At 58.3% G+C, this 18,511-nt stretch carries 14 protein-coding genes and 3 pseudogenes; 9 read left to right on the plus strand and 8 right to left on the minus strand.

Annotated elements, in window-relative coordinates:
• Positions 1-19: 19 nt before the first annotated feature.
• A complete protein-coding gene (locus tag WI754_RS22395; RefSeq protein WP_349438041.1) occupies positions 20-628 on the plus strand; it encodes a hypothetical protein in 609 nt (202 codons plus the stop codon).
• A 32-nt stretch (positions 629-660) separates the two neighbouring features.
• Complete coding sequence (locus WI754_RS22400; RefSeq protein WP_341487504.1) at positions 661-1,233, plus strand: hypothetical protein; 573 nt, start codon at positions 661-663, stop codon at positions 1,231-1,233.
• 164 nt (positions 1,234-1,397) lie between these two features.
• Here the strand turns inward: WI754_RS22400 and WI754_RS22405 are convergent, their stop codons facing one another.
• From WI754_RS22405 to WI754_RS22435, 7 genes and pseudogenes are all read right to left on the minus strand, one after another.
• The gene (locus tag WI754_RS22405) at positions 1,398-1,526 is read right to left on the minus strand and encodes a hypothetical protein (RefSeq protein ID WP_341488069.1); all 129 of its coding nucleotides are present in this window, start codon (positions 1,524-1,526) and stop codon (positions 1,398-1,400) included.
• Between the two features lie 18 nt (positions 1,527-1,544).
• Positions 1,545-1,799, minus strand: a pseudogene (locus tag WI754_RS22410) (EAL domain-containing protein); the annotation flags it as partial.
• Between the two features lie 135 nt (positions 1,800-1,934).
• A complete protein-coding gene (istB, locus tag WI754_RS22415; protein ID WP_341487505.1) occupies positions 1,935-2,672 on the minus strand; it encodes an IS21-like element ISRel16 family helper ATPase IstB in 738 nt (245 codons plus the stop codon).
• A gap of 11 nt (positions 2,673-2,683) precedes the next feature.
• The gene (istA, locus tag WI754_RS22420) at positions 2,684-4,213 is read right to left on the minus strand and encodes an IS21 family transposase (RefSeq protein WP_341487506.1); all 1,530 of its coding nucleotides are present in this window, start codon (positions 4,211-4,213) and stop codon (positions 2,684-2,686) included.
• A 195-nt stretch (positions 4,214-4,408) separates the two neighbouring features.
• Positions 4,409-5,080: pseudogene (locus WI754_RS22425) on the minus strand (GGDEF domain-containing phosphodiesterase); the annotation flags it as partial.
• A 460-nt stretch (positions 5,081-5,540) separates the two neighbouring features.
• Entirely contained in the window at positions 5,541-6,815 is a 1,275-nt protein-coding gene (locus WI754_RS22430) for a HAMP domain-containing sensor histidine kinase (protein WP_341487507.1), read from the minus strand.
• Positions 6,816-6,817: 2 nt separating this feature from the next.
• Positions 6,818-7,504: a response regulator transcription factor gene (locus WI754_RS22435; protein ID WP_341487508.1), complete on the minus strand. Its 687-nt coding sequence runs from the start codon at positions 7,502-7,504 to the stop codon at positions 6,818-6,820.
• Positions 7,505-7,652: 148 nt separating this feature from the next.
• On the opposite strand from WI754_RS22435, the gene WI754_RS22440 reads away from it, so the two are divergent.
• From WI754_RS22440 to WI754_RS22455, 4 genes and pseudogenes are all read left to right on the plus strand, one after another.
• Positions 7,653-9,080: an efflux transporter outer membrane subunit gene (locus tag WI754_RS22440; protein ID WP_341487509.1), complete on the plus strand. Its 1,428-nt coding sequence runs from the start codon at positions 7,653-7,655 to the stop codon at positions 9,078-9,080.
• On the plus strand, positions 9,080-10,210 hold the full coding sequence (locus WI754_RS22445; RefSeq protein WP_341487510.1) for an efflux RND transporter periplasmic adaptor subunit: 1,131 nt from the start codon (positions 9,080-9,082) through the stop codon (positions 10,208-10,210). Before WI754_RS22440 ends, WI754_RS22445 begins: the two co-directional genes overlap by 1 nt.
• Positions 10,207-13,266 carry an efflux RND transporter permease subunit gene (locus tag WI754_RS22450; RefSeq protein ID WP_341487511.1) on the plus strand — a complete coding sequence of 1,020 codons (3,060 nt, stop codon included), beginning with the start codon at positions 10,207-10,209 and terminating at the stop codon, positions 13,264-13,266. Before WI754_RS22445 ends, WI754_RS22450 begins: the two co-directional genes overlap by 4 nt.
• 50 nt (positions 13,267-13,316) lie before the next feature.
• Positions 13,317-13,712, plus strand: a pseudogene (locus WI754_RS22455) (IS5 family transposase); the annotation flags it as partial.
• A 75-nt stretch (positions 13,713-13,787) separates the two neighbouring features.
• On the opposite strand, the gene WI754_RS22460 reads toward WI754_RS22455, so the two are convergent.
• Positions 13,788-14,702: a LysR family transcriptional regulator gene (locus WI754_RS22460; RefSeq protein ID WP_341487512.1), complete on the minus strand. Its 915-nt coding sequence runs from the start codon at positions 14,700-14,702 to the stop codon at positions 13,788-13,790.
• A 122-nt stretch (positions 14,703-14,824) separates the two neighbouring features.
• On the opposite strand from WI754_RS22460, the gene WI754_RS22465 reads away from it, so the two are divergent.
• The 3 genes from WI754_RS22465 to WI754_RS22475 are packed head-to-tail and all read left to right on the plus strand — an operon-like array spanning position 14,825 to position 18,507.
• On the plus strand, positions 14,825-16,126 hold the full coding sequence (locus tag WI754_RS22465; protein ID WP_341487513.1) for an MFS transporter: 1,302 nt from the start codon (positions 14,825-14,827) through the stop codon (positions 16,124-16,126).
• 21 nt (positions 16,127-16,147) lie between these two features.
• Positions 16,148-17,242: a tartrate dehydrogenase gene (locus WI754_RS22470; protein ID WP_341487514.1), complete on the plus strand. Its 1,095-nt coding sequence runs from the start codon at positions 16,148-16,150 to the stop codon at positions 17,240-17,242.
• On the plus strand, positions 17,239-18,507 hold the full coding sequence (locus WI754_RS22475; protein ID WP_341487515.1) for a glycerate kinase: 1,269 nt from the start codon (positions 17,239-17,241) through the stop codon (positions 18,505-18,507). Before WI754_RS22470 ends, WI754_RS22475 begins: the two co-directional genes overlap by 4 nt.
• Positions 18,508-18,511: the final 4 nt, after the last annotated feature.

Below are 18,511 nucleotides of genomic sequence, written 5' to 3' on the forward strand. Positions count from 1 at the left end.
TGCTCGAGGTTGAAGCACTATGAAATCACCGTGGAAATTTCTTGCTCAATTCACGTCGCGAATACGGGCGGCAAAAACACAAGAGGGTTCGATTGGGAATGATGCCGATACCGAGGCGAGCGAAAGCGGCACGCGACAAACGTCGGCGCTTTCGTCCGACTCCACGAAGGCATCCGGCCGTCCCGGCCACGATGACAACCCACCTGTTGATCTCACGGAGACGACGTCTTCAGAGCTAGCCGGCAGCGATCTCGATACCTCCCAACCAGTCTCGCCGCCAGTCGACGGCGAAACGATCCGGACGCCGGCACATCATGAAGTCAATCGATCCGGTGCTGATGCGCATGCGTTGATGCCGGAAAGCCAGACGAGTAAAGAGTCTTCCCAGGCACTTCGGTCGAAACGCCCGGAACGAACGAAGACAACCCGAACCGATAGGGTCTCGCAGAGTACTGCCGTCGCAAATGGCGATCAAAGTGCGCAATCCTCCACTCGCGGGGAAAGCTTCTTCGAGCAGGCGGCAACGCTAGACGGCGAGATCAGGCAACTGAGAAACCAATTGGCGCAAAAGCTGCTTTTGCAGAATATTCAGCTTAAGAAGATGCTCGAGCGATTCGATGGATCGTGAGCGGACCTTACAACCTCGAAGACTGGACATAGATGAAATCACAGCAACGAAAGTTCGTAGTCGAATTCAAGTCGACGCGCCGACGGTCAGCTGTGCGGCCAAATTCCATTTGGGCCGACACAGATCTCAAGAGTCTTGTGCGTGAGGCGGAAGCAGACGCGCCGCATCTTTTTGACTCCAACATGGTTTCGAAGACACCTGTCCAAGACAGCGAGCTGCAGCCGAATTCCAGCCTGGACGACACAATAGAAACCGGGGACGATGAGCGGCTTTTGGCCTCATTGGCCGGGGCAGAGCAAACTTATTCGCCCCAGAAGGACAATGAGCCAACTGTCAGTTCCGTTTCAAAATTGAAAGAGGACTCTTCCGCACGGAGGTCGCTAAAAGCGTCGGCGCGTCAGGGCGAAGCGAGCGTCCATTATCAGGTTTATAGTACAGAAACCCCGCCCGGTGCGCGATCAACCGCCGCTCTGGTCGAAGCAACGTCCGATGAGTTGGTCGCACTCGACCAGGAAAACCGACGGCTAAAGGGCTTGTTGGCAAAGCATCTTCTTCTACAGAATACGCAGCTTCGAAAGATGCTGGCGCGGTTTGGTGACTTTTGAACACCGGGTGAATCGCGCGCATGGTTGCGTATTTGCGGTCCGATGATCAAGCTGGTTCGTGTCCGTTCAGAAATAGGGTAAGCATTCAACCCAAGAGAATCGCATTTCTTGGTGCCCTGTTCGCTGCGCACCTCGGCAATGGCGATGTGAAAGTAGCCGATCGGCTAGCTCTTGAACTTCTTCTTCGCTGGTCTGCCGCCTTCGACATCCGGCATGCGGCCGATGCCGTGGTGCCGCATGCAGCGGTGCAGCGACGATCGTGTCGGCTGCAGCGCATAGAGGCAGTCAACCATCCTGGGCACCAATCCCAATCAAACGTTCAGATACTGCGGCAATTTCACGATGTCACGTTTTGGCAAGGGTTTGCTGAACAGGTACCCTTGCGCGGCGTCGCATCCGTTGGCCGCCAAGAAAGCCGCCTGTTCGATCGACTCAACGCCCTCCGCAATCACGCTTTGCCCTAGGCAGCGCGCGATCGACAGGATCGCCTTGACGAGTTCGGCGCTGCGCTTGTCGGAACTATTGATAAATGAGCGGTCGATTTTCAATGTGTCGATGGGAAAGCGCGTCAAGTTGCCGATTCCGATGAAGCCGCCCCTTTGTTCCGAGATGATTGCGCCCCCGGATTCCGGGATGATCTCGCCCCCTTGAGGCTGGGGTCCTGCTGGCTGTGATTGTTGTCAGTCGATCGTCGTTAGGAGTCAAGATTTCCGGCGCTGATTTCGCCGCAGGCTTTCGCCAGATAGGTCGATGCGATGGGCATTATGAACCAGCCTGTCGAGAATGGCATCGGCGTAGGTTGGGTTACCGATGATCTCGTGCCAGGCTGATACGGGAAGCTGGCTGGTAACGATTGTCGAGCGACGTCCGTAACGATCTTCGAGGATCTCCAGGAGGTCGTGGCGCGCCTGCTCATTGAGCGGTTCCAGGCCCCAGTCGTCGAGGATCAAGAGTTGGACGTGGCCGAGGGTGCGTTGCAGCCTTGCATATCGACCGTCACCGTGAGCAAGGGCGAGATTGGCAAACAGCCGTGGCACGCGCTGATAAAGAACGGAACGATCGTCGCGGCAGGCCTTGTGCCCGAGTGCACAGGCTAACCAGCTTTTGCCGACGCCGGATGGCCCGCAGATCGCAAGGTTGTCGTGGGCATCGATCCAGTCGCCGCCGATCAGCTTCATGAACAGAGCGCGATCGAGACCGCGGTCACTGCGGTAATCGACATCTTCCGGTACGGCCTGATGACGGAGCTTGGCAAACCGCAGACGGGCGGCAAGCTTGCGATCGTGGCGCGAGCTCCATTCTCGCTCGAGCAGCAGCCCGAGCCATTCGGCATGGGAGAGTTGTTCGCTCTCACCGTTGGTCAGCAGTTCGTTGAACGCTTTGGCCATGCCGGTCAGGCCCATGGCGTTCAATTTATCAAGCGTGGGATGTGCAAGCATATGTCGTCTCCTCAGTGGTAATAGCGGGGACCGCGGATGTTGGAGTGGTTGATCGGCTCGGGTGATGATGCGCCTGATGACGCCGACGGTCGGTCGAGGTGATTGTCGAGAATGGAGCGCACCGAGCCATAGGTTCGCGCACCGATTTCCAATGCCCGCCCGCAGGCCGCGTTGACCCGCTCTCGCTCAAACGCTTTAACGAGGCGGATAATGCCCAGGCAGGCTCTGTAGCCCTGCTCGGGATGCGGCCGATCGGCGAGAATACGCTCGCAGAGCAATGCAACGTCCGATCCGATTGCCGATGCTTCGCGGCTGATGCGCTCGATTGTCCAATCGGCAAAGCGGCGATGGGATGATGGCATGTGCTCGGGCGTTGTCGTGTGCTTGCCATTGCCGCTCGAGCGTCGGTGGGCGGCAATGCGCTCACCTTTGTGGAAGATCTCGATGGTATTGGCGGTGATGCGCGCCTCGACCTGCTCACGGGCAAACCGGTAGGGCACGGAGTAATAGTGCTTGTCGATATCAACATGATAATCGAGGCCAGCCCGCCGTATCTTCCATTCGGCAAAGACGTATCGTTCGACAGGAAGCGGCCGTAGGGCGGGATAATCGATCTCTTCAAACAACTGGCGTCGTGTGCGCCCGACACGACGCAGAACACGCGCGTCGTTGAGATCGACGAGCAATTCGACAATCGCCGCATTGACGTCGGCAAGGCTGTAAAAGACGCGGTGGCGTAGCCGGCCCAGCAGCCAGCGCTCGACAATGCGAACCGCCGCCTCCACCTTCGCCTTGTCGCGTGGCCGGCGCGGTCGCGTCGGAAGAACAGTGCTTCCGTAATGCGCTGCCATCCCGGCATAGGTGCGATTGACCTGTGGATCAAAAAGGCAGGCCTTGATAACGGCAACCTTGGCGTTGTCGGGAACCAGCAGCGCCGGTGCGCCACCGAACGCCTCAAGCGCAAGCAGGTGGCATTCGATCCAATCAGGAAGCGTCTCGCTCCAGCGGGCATGTGCGAATGAAAGGCTCGATGCCCCGAGCACTGCGACGAACAGATGCGCTTGCCGCGTCTTTCCCGACAATCGATCGATGACCACCGTGACCGTGTCGCCGGCATAGTCGACGAACAGCTTTTCGCCAGCCGCATGGTCCTGGCGCATCGTCACCGGCAGCTTCAGTGCCCAAGCGCGATACAAATCGCAGTAGCGGCTGTAGCGATAGCCATCGGGATGAAGGCCGATATACTCGTCCCAGAGGATCTGCAGCGTGACATGCTTGCGTTTCAGCTCGCGATGAACATGAGCCCAATCCGGTTCAACGCTGCGACGGTGACCGGTCTTCGTGCCGGCAGCTCTATAGAGAGCCGCTTCCAAAACCGCATCGTTGACATCGTCGCCCAACGGCCAGGAAAGCCCGGCAATCTCAACACGGCGCAGCGTCTCACGCACCGTCGAGGGGGCCGCACCAACGCGCGCCGCAATCGACTTGTGGCCAAGCCCTTCCTCAAATCTGTATCTCAGAATCTCGCGGACACGCCGCATCTTTAGTCTCTCCGCTGGCATCGCGTTCCTTCCTCTCAGGCAACTGAAAGGACGAACGTCTCACCAGCAGGACACCCCGACAAACAGCCCAATCAGGGGGCGGCATCATCTCGGAACAAGGGGGCGGTTAATTCTCGGAATTGGGGGGCGGCATCATTTCGGAATGCGGGGGCGGATTGCCTCGGAATCTGCAGTCAAGTAGTTCAACGCGGAATAGCCAGTGCCAAAATCATCGATAGCGATTGAGATTCCCATGGTCCGAAGGGCAGAAAGCGTTTCGAGCGTCTCATCTTTCTGACCGAGCAGAAGGCTTTCGGTTATTTCAATCTCGATCCACTCTGGACGGCAGTCGGTTTCGGTGAGAATCTCAGCTACCGTCTTCGCCAGCTCAGGACATTGGAATTGTTTGGATGACAGATTGATCGCTACCTTGTGAGGCGGCCGGCCGTCCGCATTCAGTTCGGCGGCGGTTAGGCACGCCTCTCGAAGCACCCATCGGCCCAGATCCACGATAAGCCCGCTGTCTTCGGCAATCGGAATGAACTGGCTCGGAGGAACCATGCCCATCTCACGGTGATGCCACCGCAACAGGGCCTCCGAGCCGGTCATCATCCTGTTTCCTAAGAGCACCTTGGGCTGATAGTGCACCTCCAATTCGCGACGCTCAATCGCCCGGCGCAATTCGGATCCCAGCATCAGGCGTGCGCTCGCGGTGGCCGTGAGTTCCTTCGAGTAGAATTGCAAACTGCCCCGGCCGAGGCGCTTTGCGGAATACATTGCGGAATACATTGCGGAATCGGCGTATTTCACGAGATCGTTGGCGTCGATGCTATCGTCAGGATGAAGTGCGACCCCGATGCTGCAGGAGCAATCTGCTGCGATTGTGCCGCATTCAGAACTATGCATCATTTGACGGCGGCCGTTAAAGCCACAGGCAAACGGGTTCTACAAGTGGTTCATTGGCGGCGGCAGGCGATCGCGGGTCGTTGCTGAAGCCCGATTTTCGCGTCGTCGTTTCGCACGAAGAAACCGTCAGCGGTCTAATGGACGAGCATGCCGGTGCAGTCAGCCGTTGTTTTCCGTCAAGCCAACTCGAGACCCTTCGGAAGTGCGATGCCGCTGCTCAGGTGCCCCTGCCTGTCTCATAGTGTGGGAGTAGTTCGTGGAAAATGTCCGAAAATGGCTGACGGCTGACCGTTAAGGCGCTTATTCTCGCTGCAACTGATTGCGCGTTAGATTTGCTCAAGAAGACCTCGACAAAGCCAATATTTCACCAAAACTCGCCCCCGGTGCGCGTCTTCACATATCGTAGTAGGGCGGCGGGCGATTATTGACTGGCGCGATCGACCGGAATTGTAATTTCTACACGAAGACCGCCGGACGCCTTATTTTGGGCTGTCGCCCTGCCATCATGCCATTCGGCTGCCCGGCGCGTGATAGCAAGGCCGAGGCCGAACCCTGAGCGCGCGGTGGCAGTGGAACTTTGGGAGAATGGCTGGAAAATGGCCTCCAATTCCTCTTCTGGCACACCGAGGCCTTCGTCTTCGATCGACAGTAAAAGTTGGTGCCCCTTCACCTCTGAGGCGACAAGTACCGATGTGCCAGCTTCCGTGTGTGCGATTGCGTTGCGGATCACGTTTTCGAGCGCCCGGTAAATCAGTTCGCCATTGACCGAAGCCACAAACGAATCGACGCCTTTATACTGGACCTCTATGCTGCGGGCCTGCCCTTCGAAGCCGGCGTCTTCGATAATCTCCCTGACGAGATCGACGACATCCAACGTCTGCCGGTCAAAGCGCAAGGTATCCCGTTCAGATAGCCTTGCCAGCGTCAGGATTTCTCCAACCAGTTCATCGAGACGTTCAACCTCTCGTCCCATTCGTTCGATCATCGCCGTCAGCCGCATGGGGTTTTGCTGCAACACGCCGATGGCTGCCTGCAGCCTCGACAACGGCGAGCGAAGCTCATGGGAGACATCATGGAACAACTGCTGCTGTGCGATCTGAAGTTCCTGCAGCCGCGCCGCGGTGATGTCCAGGTCGTGCGCCAGAGATGTTATCTCGTCGCGCTTGCTGCCGATCGTATGGGCTATTCGCACATCGAGTTGGCCGTTTGCCAAGGATCGAAGCCCGTAACGAAGCTGCTCGACCGGCGTAATGAAATAGCGGCCCAGCCAGTAAGCTGCCGCAGCGGCAGCAAGAAGTGCCGCCAGCCAAGGTACCGTCCGTGGCCACGTCTTGGAAACCATGCTCTGTGCCGAACCGGCAATCCGTACCTGGTAGCAGTTCCCATCCCACACAGCCGTTCTGATGAGGTCATTGCCGTTGGCCAATGTACAGTCGATTGCCGGTCCGATCGGGGCTATACTGATCGGGATGGTGCGACCCGTCCGTTCCATGGCCGCAATTAGGTGCGTCGCTGCCTCCACTCCGTCTGATTGAAGAACCTGGGCCGCAGTTTCCAGCGCAAGGACATGCTCACGGTTGAGGATTTCTTCCTCGAAGGGCGACTCAAACAGTATGCTGATCGCAAATAGCAGCGCTATGGACCCGGCCATGGCCAACCATACGACGGTGAAGAACTTCCAGAACAGTCGACGCATTGCTAGCCTTCTAGTAGCTGATAGCCACGACCCCGCACGGCCTGTATCCAGGACTGTCCGTCCGCGCGGGCCCCGAGCTTTTGACGAATACTGCTGATATGGACGTCGATCCGTCGATCGAATGCGGTCAGGGGTTTGCCGAAAGCGCGCAGCGAGATCTCTTGCTTGGAGACAAGCTGGCCGGCAGACCGCACGAGAACCTCCAGCAGGCTGAACTCTGTGCCGGTCAGTTCAAGCTGCGTACCATGCCACTCAGCTCTCCGGTTCGATGGATAGAGGATCAATTCGCCGGTCTTTAATTCTTCTACCGAGCCATCCCGTTCTGCCCGGCCAGAACGGCGCAGGATCGCGCGGATTCGGGCCGACAGCTCGCCTGGCGAACAGGGTTTGGAAACATAATCATCCGCTCCCAGATTGAGACCGGAAATACGATCAATATCGTCACCGCGGGCCGTCAGCATCAGCACCGGTACGTCGCTTACCTGCCGGATTTTCCGCAAGACCTCGATCCCATTCATACGAGGCATCATGATGTCCAGAACGATGAGATCGGTTGAGGACGACATTGCTTCGGCGACACCGATCCTGCCGTCCGCGGTTGTCTCGACGGCGAAACCTTCCTGAGTCAGGTATTCGCAGAGCAAATTCGTGAGCTCGATATCGTCATCGATCAAAAGTACCTTGGTCATGTGTTGCATCCGTCAGGTCAATGCGTGCACCTTTAAGGCTTGCAGGCGGCGAATACAGCACTTTTACATAACTTAACACGTTCTTGACCGACATTAACACCACGATCCCTATAGTGCGGCCGACAGCTTTCGAGGCAGCACGGATCCCATGCGCAGTATAGTTTTTTATTTAATTTCGATCTTCGCCACCGTGGCGTTACTCACCAGCTGCACGAGCTTGGGCGAGCTCAAACCTTCGAGGTCTGTCGTGGCCGCCTACTGGCACGCGACGTTGCCGCATGGCGGTCGTCCGGCCGACCTTTTGTCCTGGTGGGCAAGCTTCAAGGACCCCTCACTGGATGGACTGCTGGGCCTGGCGGAACGCGAAAATCCGTCCATCCAGGAAGCGGTCGCCAATATCGACAAGGCTCGAGCCACGCTTGATACCGCCAGAGCAGGACTTTTTCCGTCGCTCGACGGTTCTGCCTCCGCCACGCACGAGGGTAACGAAGGCGACGACCTTAACAAGATTACGGCGGGGACAAATAAAAGTGGCGCTCTCGATGCCGCATGGGAACTCGACCTATTCGGCAAGACCAAGAAAGAGACACAAGCCGCGACGTCACGAGCCCATGGTCAGATCTGGTCGTGGCATGACGTACGGATTTCCGTTGCGGCCGAAGTCGGCGATTACTATGTCCAGTATCGCGCTTGCCGTCAGCTCGAACGGCTTTACCGGGATGAGCTGGCTTCGCAGAAAGAAACAATCCGTGTCACGGAAAAATCGGCTCAGTCAGGATTTACATCGACGGCCGATCTGGCGCTTGCCCGTGCGAGCGCAGCAACATCTTCTTCCAACTTGACTGCTCAGCGTGGGGATTGCGAGATCATTGTCAAATCGCTGGTCCAACTGACAGGCGGCGATGAACTCGTCGTCAGAAAACTTCTGGAGCAGGGAAAGAACCGCATTCCTCAGCCACCTGCGCTGGGAATCGCGTCAGTACCCGCTGAGGTCTTGAGGCAAAGACCTGACATCAATGCCCTGGAAGCGGAAGTCGCAGCGACGATCGCAGACGTTGGTGCAGCAAAAGCTGACTTGTATCCCAGTCTCAGCTTGAGTGGATCGATTTCAATCAGCGAGTCCACCGTGACGGGCAGATCAGTCCCATGGTCATTCGGGCCTGCTCTGTCGATACCGCTGCTTGATGGCGGGACAAGAAGGGCGGCGGTCAGAAGCGCCGTCGCGGACTATGATATTGCTGTCGCGAGTTACAAGTCTGGCGTCTTGAGTGCTGTCGCCGAAGTCGAGATGGCCCTCATCCGGGTCAATACGGCGCTGCGGCGGGTCACCGATGCCAAAACCGCGGCTGACAATTATCAAAGCTATTTCAGCTCAGTCGACCAGAACTGGAAGTCCGGCGGGGTCAGTATCCTTGACCGCGAAGAAGCCCGTCGGTCGGCGCAATCGGCCGCAATCACCCTCATCGAAATCAGGCGCGACGCGGTCCAATACTGGATTGCCCTCTACAAATCTTTGGGAGGCGGCTGGTCCGCCCCGGATGACGCCTCGATTGCCTCTGTCAATGGAATACACTGATGCGTAGATTTGCCTTCATTCCTCTCGCGATGGCGCTCGCCTTAACGCCCCATTTTGCGCTCCCCCTTACGGCCCAGGGCCAGGAAGTCGAACAAAACGACACTCGAGCGGCGGCATTGACCGTCAGTGTTGTCAAACCAGAGGTTTCGTTGTGGCCGGTGACTATCCCGGCGAGTGGTCGACTTGCTGCATGGCATGAGGCGATAATTGCCGCCGAGGTCAGCGGACTGAGGATCATTGATGTCAAGGCGGATGTCGGTACATCCGTGAATAAAGGCGACCTGCTCGTGCAGTTCGCGCCCGAGACCTCGCAAGCGGAACTTGAACAACAGCAAGCTGCCGTCGAAAAGGCTAAAGCCGCCTTGGAACAAGCAACCATCGACGCCGAGCGCGCCCGCGGATTGACGGGCTCCGGTGCGCTATCAACGCAGCAGACGACAGAATACCTGATTACGGAGCGTAAAGCGAAAGCCGAACTCTTTTCTGCGCAAGCCGCGTTGGCATCCGCGCAACTCACATTGGATCGCACCAAAATTTACGCGGTAGACGATGGGGTCATTTCCGAACGCTCGGCATCTCTTGGAAACGTCGTCACCGCCGGCGACGAACTGTTCAAGCTCATCCGACAGAACCGGGTCGAATGGAAGGCCGAGTTGCCGATCAAGCGTTTGGCTGACGTCAAAAACGGTACAAAGGCGATCATCCCCACGCCGGTGGGTGACGTCCGCGGTGAGGTCAGGCTGATTTCGCCGACGACATCGACTGACAATGGTCGAGTGACGGTCTATGTTGCCTTGCATCCCGATGCAGGCATGCCGCAACCGAAGACCGGCATTCTGGCCAGTGGTTATTTTGAATTTGATCGCACTGTTGCGCTGACGGTCCCCGCAACTGCCGTTACCCTGAGGGACGGCTTCTCCTACGTGTTCATTGTGAACGAGGCAGACCAGCCGACTGTCACGCGCAAGCGTGTCGAGATCGGTCGGCGACAGAACGACCGCGTCGAACTCGTTTCGGGAATTGAAAAGAATGACAAGGTGGTGACCTCCGGCGGCGCATTCCTCGCGGACGGTTCAACTGTGCGGGTATCAGAAGGTTCTGCAACCGCCAACAAGGAGGAGACAAAATGAATTTCTCCTCCTGGTCAATCCGCAATCCCGTTCCCTCAATCCTGCTTTTTGCATTGTTGACCGCTTGTGGCCTGTGGGCCTTCAATCGTCTCGACGTGCAAAATTTTCCCGATATGGATCTTCCAACGATTGAAATCAGCGCTTCGCTCGACGGGGCGGCAGCTGCTCAGCTCGAGACGGAAGTGGCACGCAAGATCGAAGATGAGCTGACTGGTCTGACACAGCTCGATTCTGTCACCACGACGATCACTGACGGCTCTGTAACCATCTCTGTCGCGTTCAAAGTCGGAAAAAATACTCAAGTCGCGCTGGACGAGGTGAAAAGCGCTGTCGACCAGGCGCAAGATGACCTGCCAGAGGAAATGAATGCACCAACCGTCTCGAAACTGTCCCTGAATGCTTCGCCGCTGATTACCTATGTGGTGCGTTCCGACAAACTGGACGATGCGGAACTGTCGTGGTTCATCGATAACGACATGTCACGAGCGCTGATGGCTGTGGAAGGTGTCGGCGAAGTCGGCCGCCTGGGAGGCGTCGACAGAGAAGTCAGGGTGGAGCTCAACGCAAACCTGCTCGATGGCTTGGGATTGACCGCAAACGACGTCAACGGGCAGCTTGAAGCGGTGCAATCCGATCTGTCAGGCGGCAAAGGACGAATTGGCGGCGAAAGCCAGTCTGTCCGCACCTTGGCGGCTGCAGACAATGCCGATCAGCTTGGCGGAACGCCTATTCCTCTGCCAAAGGGAAGCTGGGTTCGACTGGATGAACTCGGCACGGTCACCGATTCCCACAGCGACGTCACCTCGCTCGCCTATCTGAACGGCAAACCGGTCATTGCGGCCCAGATCAAGCGTTCCAAAGGGTACTCCGATATCGCGGTCACCGAGAATGTCCGCGAAGCGATGAAAGTGTTTGCCGCGGCCAATCCCCTTGTGACAATCGAGGAAGCCTACAACACGATTGTTCCGACCGAGCAGAATTATGAATCGTCGATGCACATGGTCTACGAGGGCGCTCTGATCGCAATCTTCGTGGTTTTGCTGTTTCTTCGCGATTGGCGCGCGACGCTTCTGGCCGCCGTTGCATTGCCGCTGTCGATCATACCCACGTTTCTCGTGATGTACCTGCTCGACTACACCTTGAACACGATCACGCTCTTGGCGCTGTCATTGGTCGTTGGAATTCTCGTCGACGACGCGATTGTCGAGATTGAGAACATCGAGCGACACCTCAATATGGGCAAAAGTCCGTTCGACGCGGCCATGGAAGCGGCAGACGAAATAGGACTGGCGGTTATCGCAACCACGTTCACATTGGTCGCCGTGTTTTTGCCCACGGCCTTCATGGGCGGAATTCCGGGCATCATCTTCAAGCAATTCGGCATCACGGCTTCCGTTGCCGTTCTTGCCTCTCTCCTGGTAGCGCGGTTGATCACGCCGATGATGGCGGCATACATTATGAAGGCAAGTGGCACGAAGCACGAAGGGGACGGCCGCTTGATGCGCTCCTATCTTTGGCTCGTAAGAGGCGCACTTCGGCGCCGCTGGATACCGGTGCTCGGGACGGCAGGATTCCTGGCGTTCACCGTCCTGCTTCTTACCAATCTGTCGACTGGCTTTTTTCCGGCGTCCGACGACGGGCAGACCCAGGTTTCCATAACCACGCCTCCCGGGTCGACGATTGAGTCGACTGACGAAGCCGCGCGAAAGGCATCCGAGATCATCGCTGGCGTGGATCATGTCACCTCGGTGTTTCAGGCAACAGGCACTGCCTCGACCGGCGGCATGAACAGTACGTCGAATGCAAGCATCGACAGTGCCACGATCGTCGTCAATCTCACACCGATCGACGACCGCGATATCAAGCAGTCACAAATCGAAGCGGATTTGCGCAAGGCTTTGGAGCGGTTGCCCGGTGTTCGTGTGGAAATCGGCTCGGGCGGCAATGGCACGGAGCTCACTCTCACGCTGGCGGGCGATGACTCCGAACTTCTGGAGCAGGCAGCGGCAAGCCTTGAGGCCGATCTGCGTACCCTGCCAGGTATCGGCAACGTGACGTCATCGGCAGCTATGCAATCGCCGGAGGTTACAATCAAACCGGATATGGCGGAAGCCGCGTCTCTGGGTGTAACGTCCCAGGCTATCGCCGAGGCTATTCGGGTCGCGACCGCAGGCGCCTATGACGCCGCCTTGTCGCAGCTCAATCTACCCGAACGCCAGGTGCCCATCCGGGTAATGCTCGACACAACAAGCCGACAGTCACTCGATGCAATATCCTTGATCCCTGTTGAGGGCAAAGAAGGCAATGTTTCGCTCGGTGCCGTTGCCGACATCTCTCTGGGATCCAGCCCAAGCGAAATCGATCGGCTCGATCGGTCACGCAATGTCTCGCTGACTGTCGAACTGAATGGGAGGAACCTGTCAGACGTAATGGCGCAGGCAGCTCAGTTGCCCAGCTACCAGAACTTGCCGCAAGGCGTGAAATTTGTCGAACAGGGCGAACTCAAGCGTCAAAGCGAGCTGTTCAGCAGTTTCGGCACCGCCATGGCGATAGGCATCTTCTGCATCTACGCCGTTCTGGTCCTTCTCTTCCATGATTTCCTTCAACCCATCACTATCCTGATGGCCCTGCCGCTGGCGCTTGGCGGGGCGATGCTACCGCTAGTTCTCAGTGGTACAAGCTTCTCGATGCCGGCGGTGATCGGTCTGCTGCTCTTGATGGGCATCGTCTCAAAAAACTCAATTCTACTTGTCGAGTACGCTATTGAGGCCCGCAGAGCTGGCATGTCCCGTTTTGATGCGCTCGTCGATGCATGTCACAAGCGTGCCCGACCGATCGTCATGACAACCATCGCCATGGCCGGCGGCATGCTTCCGGCGGCGCTCAGCCTTGTGTCGGGCGACTCCAGCTTTCGCCAACCCATGGGCGTCGTCGTGATCGGCGGCCTGATTACCTCGACCTTCTTGAGCCTTCTGGTCATCCCGGTGGTCTTCACACTGCTGGATGATGTGCTGAGATCGTTCAATGTACGGTTTTCAAAGAGTAAGGCCGCGTAGCATGCTGCTGATGGCAATCGCGGAGAAGCCCGCTGGAGTATTTTTATCTAAGATCGCGGGGAGGCCTGACGACCAAAATTCACATGATTGTCGACGCTTTGGGCAATCCTGTTGCTGTGTCGCTCACACCGGGGCAGCAATTCGACCTCAGCCAAGCCGCGTCTTTGCTGGAAGAAGTCGAGGCGTTTCCGGCAGACAAGGCCTATGATGCCGATGCGTTGATCGAGGTTCTCACAGACCGCAGCATCACCGCGGTCATCCCGTCCAAAGCCAATAGGCTTGTCCAGCGTGACACCGACTTCGCGCTCTACAGAGAACGTAACCTTGTCGAGCGGTTCTTCTGCAAACTCAAAGGTTTCAGAGCAATTGCAACCCGCTATGACAAACTGGCAAAAACCTTCCTCGCCGCAATCCAACTCGTCTGCATCGTCTCTTGGTTCAACTGACGACACGCTCTAATACAATGGACGCCTATCGTCTTTGACGGGTGAGCATGGCTGACCAGGTGGGTTTGGCAAGACTTAGGCCTGCTCCGCATATCGACCGATATTTTTATTGAGCAGTTCCAGCAACTGGTCCCGACCTGGATCGCGAACAGCTTTGGTCCAGGCGACTGCGAGCGGCAGTTTTCGCAATGATGATCCATCAGCGCTCGCGAGAGGAACGAAGGTCACCCCGGATACTGCCAGTTTCGCTGTCCAGCGCGGAACGATGGCGGACCCGATGCCTGCTGCAACGAGGTTTATGATTGTCTGCTTCTCGTCGGCAATCTGCGCTATACGCGGGTGTAGCCCGGCATCCTCGAACAGTTTCATCGTCAGATCGTAGCTGTGCGGGCGAGAGCGACGCTCGGGCACGATAAGGGGCTCGTCTCCCAGTTCTTTGACGGATACGCGGTCGCCGCCGGCTAGCGGATGCGTGACGGCCAGGGCAATAACGGGCGTTTCGTGGGCCAGGGTGCGAACGGCCAGATTGCGGCTCAGTCCGTCTCGGGGCCGAATGAAGACGATATCCAGTCGCCCGGCAATCAATTTTGGAATGAGGCGGATGGACTTGTCCTCGACCAGTTGAGTGACAATGCCTGGACACTGCTCACGGAAATCGTGCAGCAACGGCGGTATGAGGCCTGCGGCAGCACTGTCGATCGCGCCGATGCGCAGCACGGTCGCCTGCTGGTTTTTCCTGGATCGAAACTCTTCCGCGAGTGCTTGCAAGCGATGGAGAAGGGGTCTCACCTCTTCGAGCAGGGCGGCTCCGTCTTCCGTTAACGAGACACTCCGCGTCGTACGGGACATGAGGCGGGTGCCCAGGGATTCTTCGAGCAATCTGACATGCCTTCCCAAGGATGCTGGGAGCAATCCCATTTTTTGAGCTGCTCTGCCGAAATGCAGTTCTTCGGCAACTGCCACAAAGCACTTCAATTGTTCCAGTTCCATGGAGCACCGATTGTATCATTTGATTATATAATTAGAGCAACATAGCGTTGAAGGGAAGCGAGAATTAGCGTCTGTTGATGACGCAGGAGGTGCGTCGAATTGATCATTGGGAGGAGTTCGCTATGAATGGCGACCTGGAGACGCGCGTCCTGCGCAAAATCACTCTGCGCATCGTGCCGTTCATTATGGCACTTTATCTCATCGCCTTCATCGACCGGGTAAACATCGGCTTTGCGGCATTGACGATGAACGAGGATCTCGGGTTTTCGCCGACCGTATTCGGCATCGGCGCAGGCATTTTCTTCATCGGCTATTTCCTGTTCGAAGTGCCTTCGAACCTCATCCTTAACAAGGTTGGCGCTCGCATCTGGATCGCCCGCGTCATGATCACCTGGGGACTCGTCTCCGGTGCCATGGCTTTCATTCAGGGAACGACAAGTTTTTATACGCTGCGTTTCCTTCTCGGTATCGCGGAAGCCGGGTTTTTCCCAGGCATCATCCTCTATCTCAGCTTTTGGTTTCCCGCCCGTCGCAGAGCAGCGGTAACGGCGATGTTCATGGCAGCAGCACCGATTGCGACAGCCATTGGGTCGCCGATTTCCGGTGCACTGCTGGAGATGCACGGATTTCTGGGTCTCACCGGTTGGCAGTGGATGTTCCTGATCGAGGCAGTTCCTGCGATCGTGCTCGGCGTGGTCGTGCTGTTCTACCTGACCGACCGCCCGGAGAAAGCTAACTGGCTGACGACCGAAGAGCGGAACTGGCTGGTGGAAACAATGGCTAAAGAGAACGCTGGAAAGTCGAAGGCGAGCCACAGTGTGTGGGCGGGCTTGGCGGATCGGCGCGTTCTTGCCCTTGCGCTCGTCTACTTCGGCACGTCCGCCGGCCTTTACACGTTGGGAATCTGGGCGCCGCAGATCATCAAGGAGTTCGGTCTGTCGTCCTTCCAGGTCGGCATGCTGAATTCAATTCCAGCGATATTCGCTGTCGTCGGCATGGTTCTGTGGGCACGCCATTCCGACAAGTCGGGCGAAAGAACCTGGCATGTGGTGGCCGCCTGCCTGCTCGCCTCGGCGGGCCTTGCCTTCGCGACCGGTGCCACCACTGTCTTCGCCGTCCTTGCTGCGCTGACCCTGGTCAATATCGGCATCAGCGCGTCGAAACCACCGCTTTGGAGCATGCCCACGCTCTTCCTCTCCGGGCCGGCGGCCGCAGCGGGTATTGCCACCATCAATTCGATTGGCAACCTGGGTGGCTTCGTTGGTCCCTCGATGATCGGCTGGATCAAGGACGTCACCGGCAGTTTTGCGGGTGGCCTCTACTTCGTCGCCGCGTTGCTGGTCGTATCCGCGATCGTGACGCTCGTGCTGTCGCGCACCGCACCGGAAAACGGGGCCAAGGTCGCCTCAGTCCAAAATCGTTAAATCTCAAAGTGGAGCATAGACATGCGTGAATACAAGATTGCGGCCATTCCTGCGGATGGGATTGGCCCAGAGGTGATAGCGGCGGGTCTTCAGGTTCTGGAGGCGCTGGAACAGCGCAGCGGCGACTTCAAGATCCACTCCGAGACCTTCGACTGGGGTTCGGACTATTATAAGAAGCATGGCGTGATGATGCCGGCCGACGGGCTGGAGAAGTTGAAGAAGTTCGACGCGATCTTTTTCGGTGCCGTGGGCGCTCCGGACGTTCCCGACCACATCACGCTGTGGGGCCTGCGCCTGCCGATCTGCCAGGGGTTCGACCAGTACGCCAATGTGCGCCCGACGAAGATCCTGCCCGGCATCACGCCGCCCTTGCGCAATTGCGGTCCGGGCGATCTCGACTGGGTGATCGTGCGGGAGAACTCCGAAGGCGAATATTCCGGCCATGGCGGCCGCGCCCATCGCGGCCTGCCGGAAGAGGTCGGCACGGAAGTGGCGATCTTCACCCGCGTCGGCGTCACCCGCATCATGCGCTACGCCTTCAAACTGGCCCAGGCGCGCCCGCGCAAGCTGCTGACAGTCGTCACCAAGTCGAACGCCCAGCGCCATGGCATGGTCATGTGGGACGAGATCGCGGCCGAAGTGTCGAAGGAATTCCCGGACGTCACCTGGGACAAGATGCTGGTCGATGCGATGACGGTGCGCATGACGCTGAAGCCGGAGACGCTCGACACGATCGTTGCGACCAACCTGCATGCCGACATCCTGTCTGACCTCGCCGGTGCTCTTGCCGGCTCGCTCGGCGTCGCGCCGACCGCCAACATCGACCCGGAGCGCCGTTTCCCGTCAATGTTCGAGCCGATCCACGGCTCGGCCTTCGACATCACCGGCAAGGGTATCGCCAACCCGATCGCCACTTTCTGGACGGCAGCGCAGATGCTCGAGCATCTCGGTGAACGCGAGGCCGCCGCGCGGCTGATGAGCGCCGTCGAGCGCGTGACTGAAGCAGGCATCCTAACGCCTGACGTCGGTGGCACCGCCAACACGAAGCAAGTCACCGACGCCGTATGCGAGGCAATCGCAGGCTCAAATATCCTGAAGATGGCTGCTGCCGAATGACCTGGAACGATGTGTCCGCTCGCCAGGTGCTGCGTCGAATCTTCGACGCAGCCGTTGCCAGCGCGGATCCGCAGACTGCGGTTATCAACAACCTCCCAGAACGCCCAAGAGCTCGCTGCGTCGTTGTGGGTGCGGGCAAGGCGTCGGCCGCGATGGCGGCCGCGATCGACGCCGCCTGGCCTGATGTCGATCTCTCGGGCATCGTGGTAACTCGCTATGGCCACGCCGTTCCGGCCGGGCGCATCGAAATCCTCGAAGCCTCCCATCCCGTCCCGGATGAAATGAGCATCAAGGCTGCAGAGAAGATATTCGCTGCCGTCCAGGGCCTTGGCCCGGACGATCTCGTGGTGGCTCTCATCTCCGGCGGGGGATCGTCATTGCTCGTCTCGCCGGCAGGCAAGATGACTTTGGCCGACAAAAAGGCGGTCAACCAGGCGCTGCTCTCCAGCGGCGCCACGATTTCCGAGATGAATACTGTCCGCAAGCATCTTTCCGCCATCAAGGGCGGACATCTGGCGCGCGCGGCACGACCCGCGAGGCTGCTGACACTGGTCATCTCCGATGTACCGGGCGATGATCCATCGGAGATCGCGTCCGGCCCAACGGTCGCGGATCCGACCACCATGGCGGATGCCCGCGCGATCGTCGCCCACTATGGCATTGACTTACCGGAGGCTGCGCGGTCAGTGCTGACACAAGGCATTGAGACGCCGAAGGTCGGGGAGGTTGAAGGCGAAATTCGTCTGATTGCTGCCCCCTCCATTGCGCTCAACGCTGCGGCGGCGGTCGCGCAGAAAGCCGGACTGCGTCCACTGATCCTCGGAGATGCCCTGGAAGGCGAAGCTCGCGAGATGGGTCGCATAATGGCGGGCATCGCGCTGTCCGCGCGTGATAAGGGCCTGCCTGTAGCGGCACCTGCCGTCATACTGTCCGGCGGTGAGGGCACCGTTTCGCTCGGGGCCACGACCGCAGGCCGCGGCGGACGAAACACGGAATTTCTGCTCAGCCTGGCTATTGCTCTCAAAAGGGCTGAGGGCATCTGGGCCATCGCCGGCGATACCGATGGCATCGACGGCGTAGAGGATGCAGCCGGGGCGCTGGTGGCGCCGGACAGCACCACTCGGATGCGCGTAGCGGGCATCGATCCACGCGCAACGCTGGCCGCCCATGACAGCTACTCGGCCTTCAAGGCCGTCGGCGACCTTGTGATCACCGGCCCAACGCTCACGAATGTCAATGACATCCGCGCAATTCTCATAAGTTAGGTTT

Origin of the sequence: Pararhizobium sp. A13 (assembly GCF_040126305.1) — a bacterium.
Lineage (GTDB): Bacteria > Pseudomonadota > Alphaproteobacteria > Rhizobiales > Rhizobiaceae > Pararhizobium.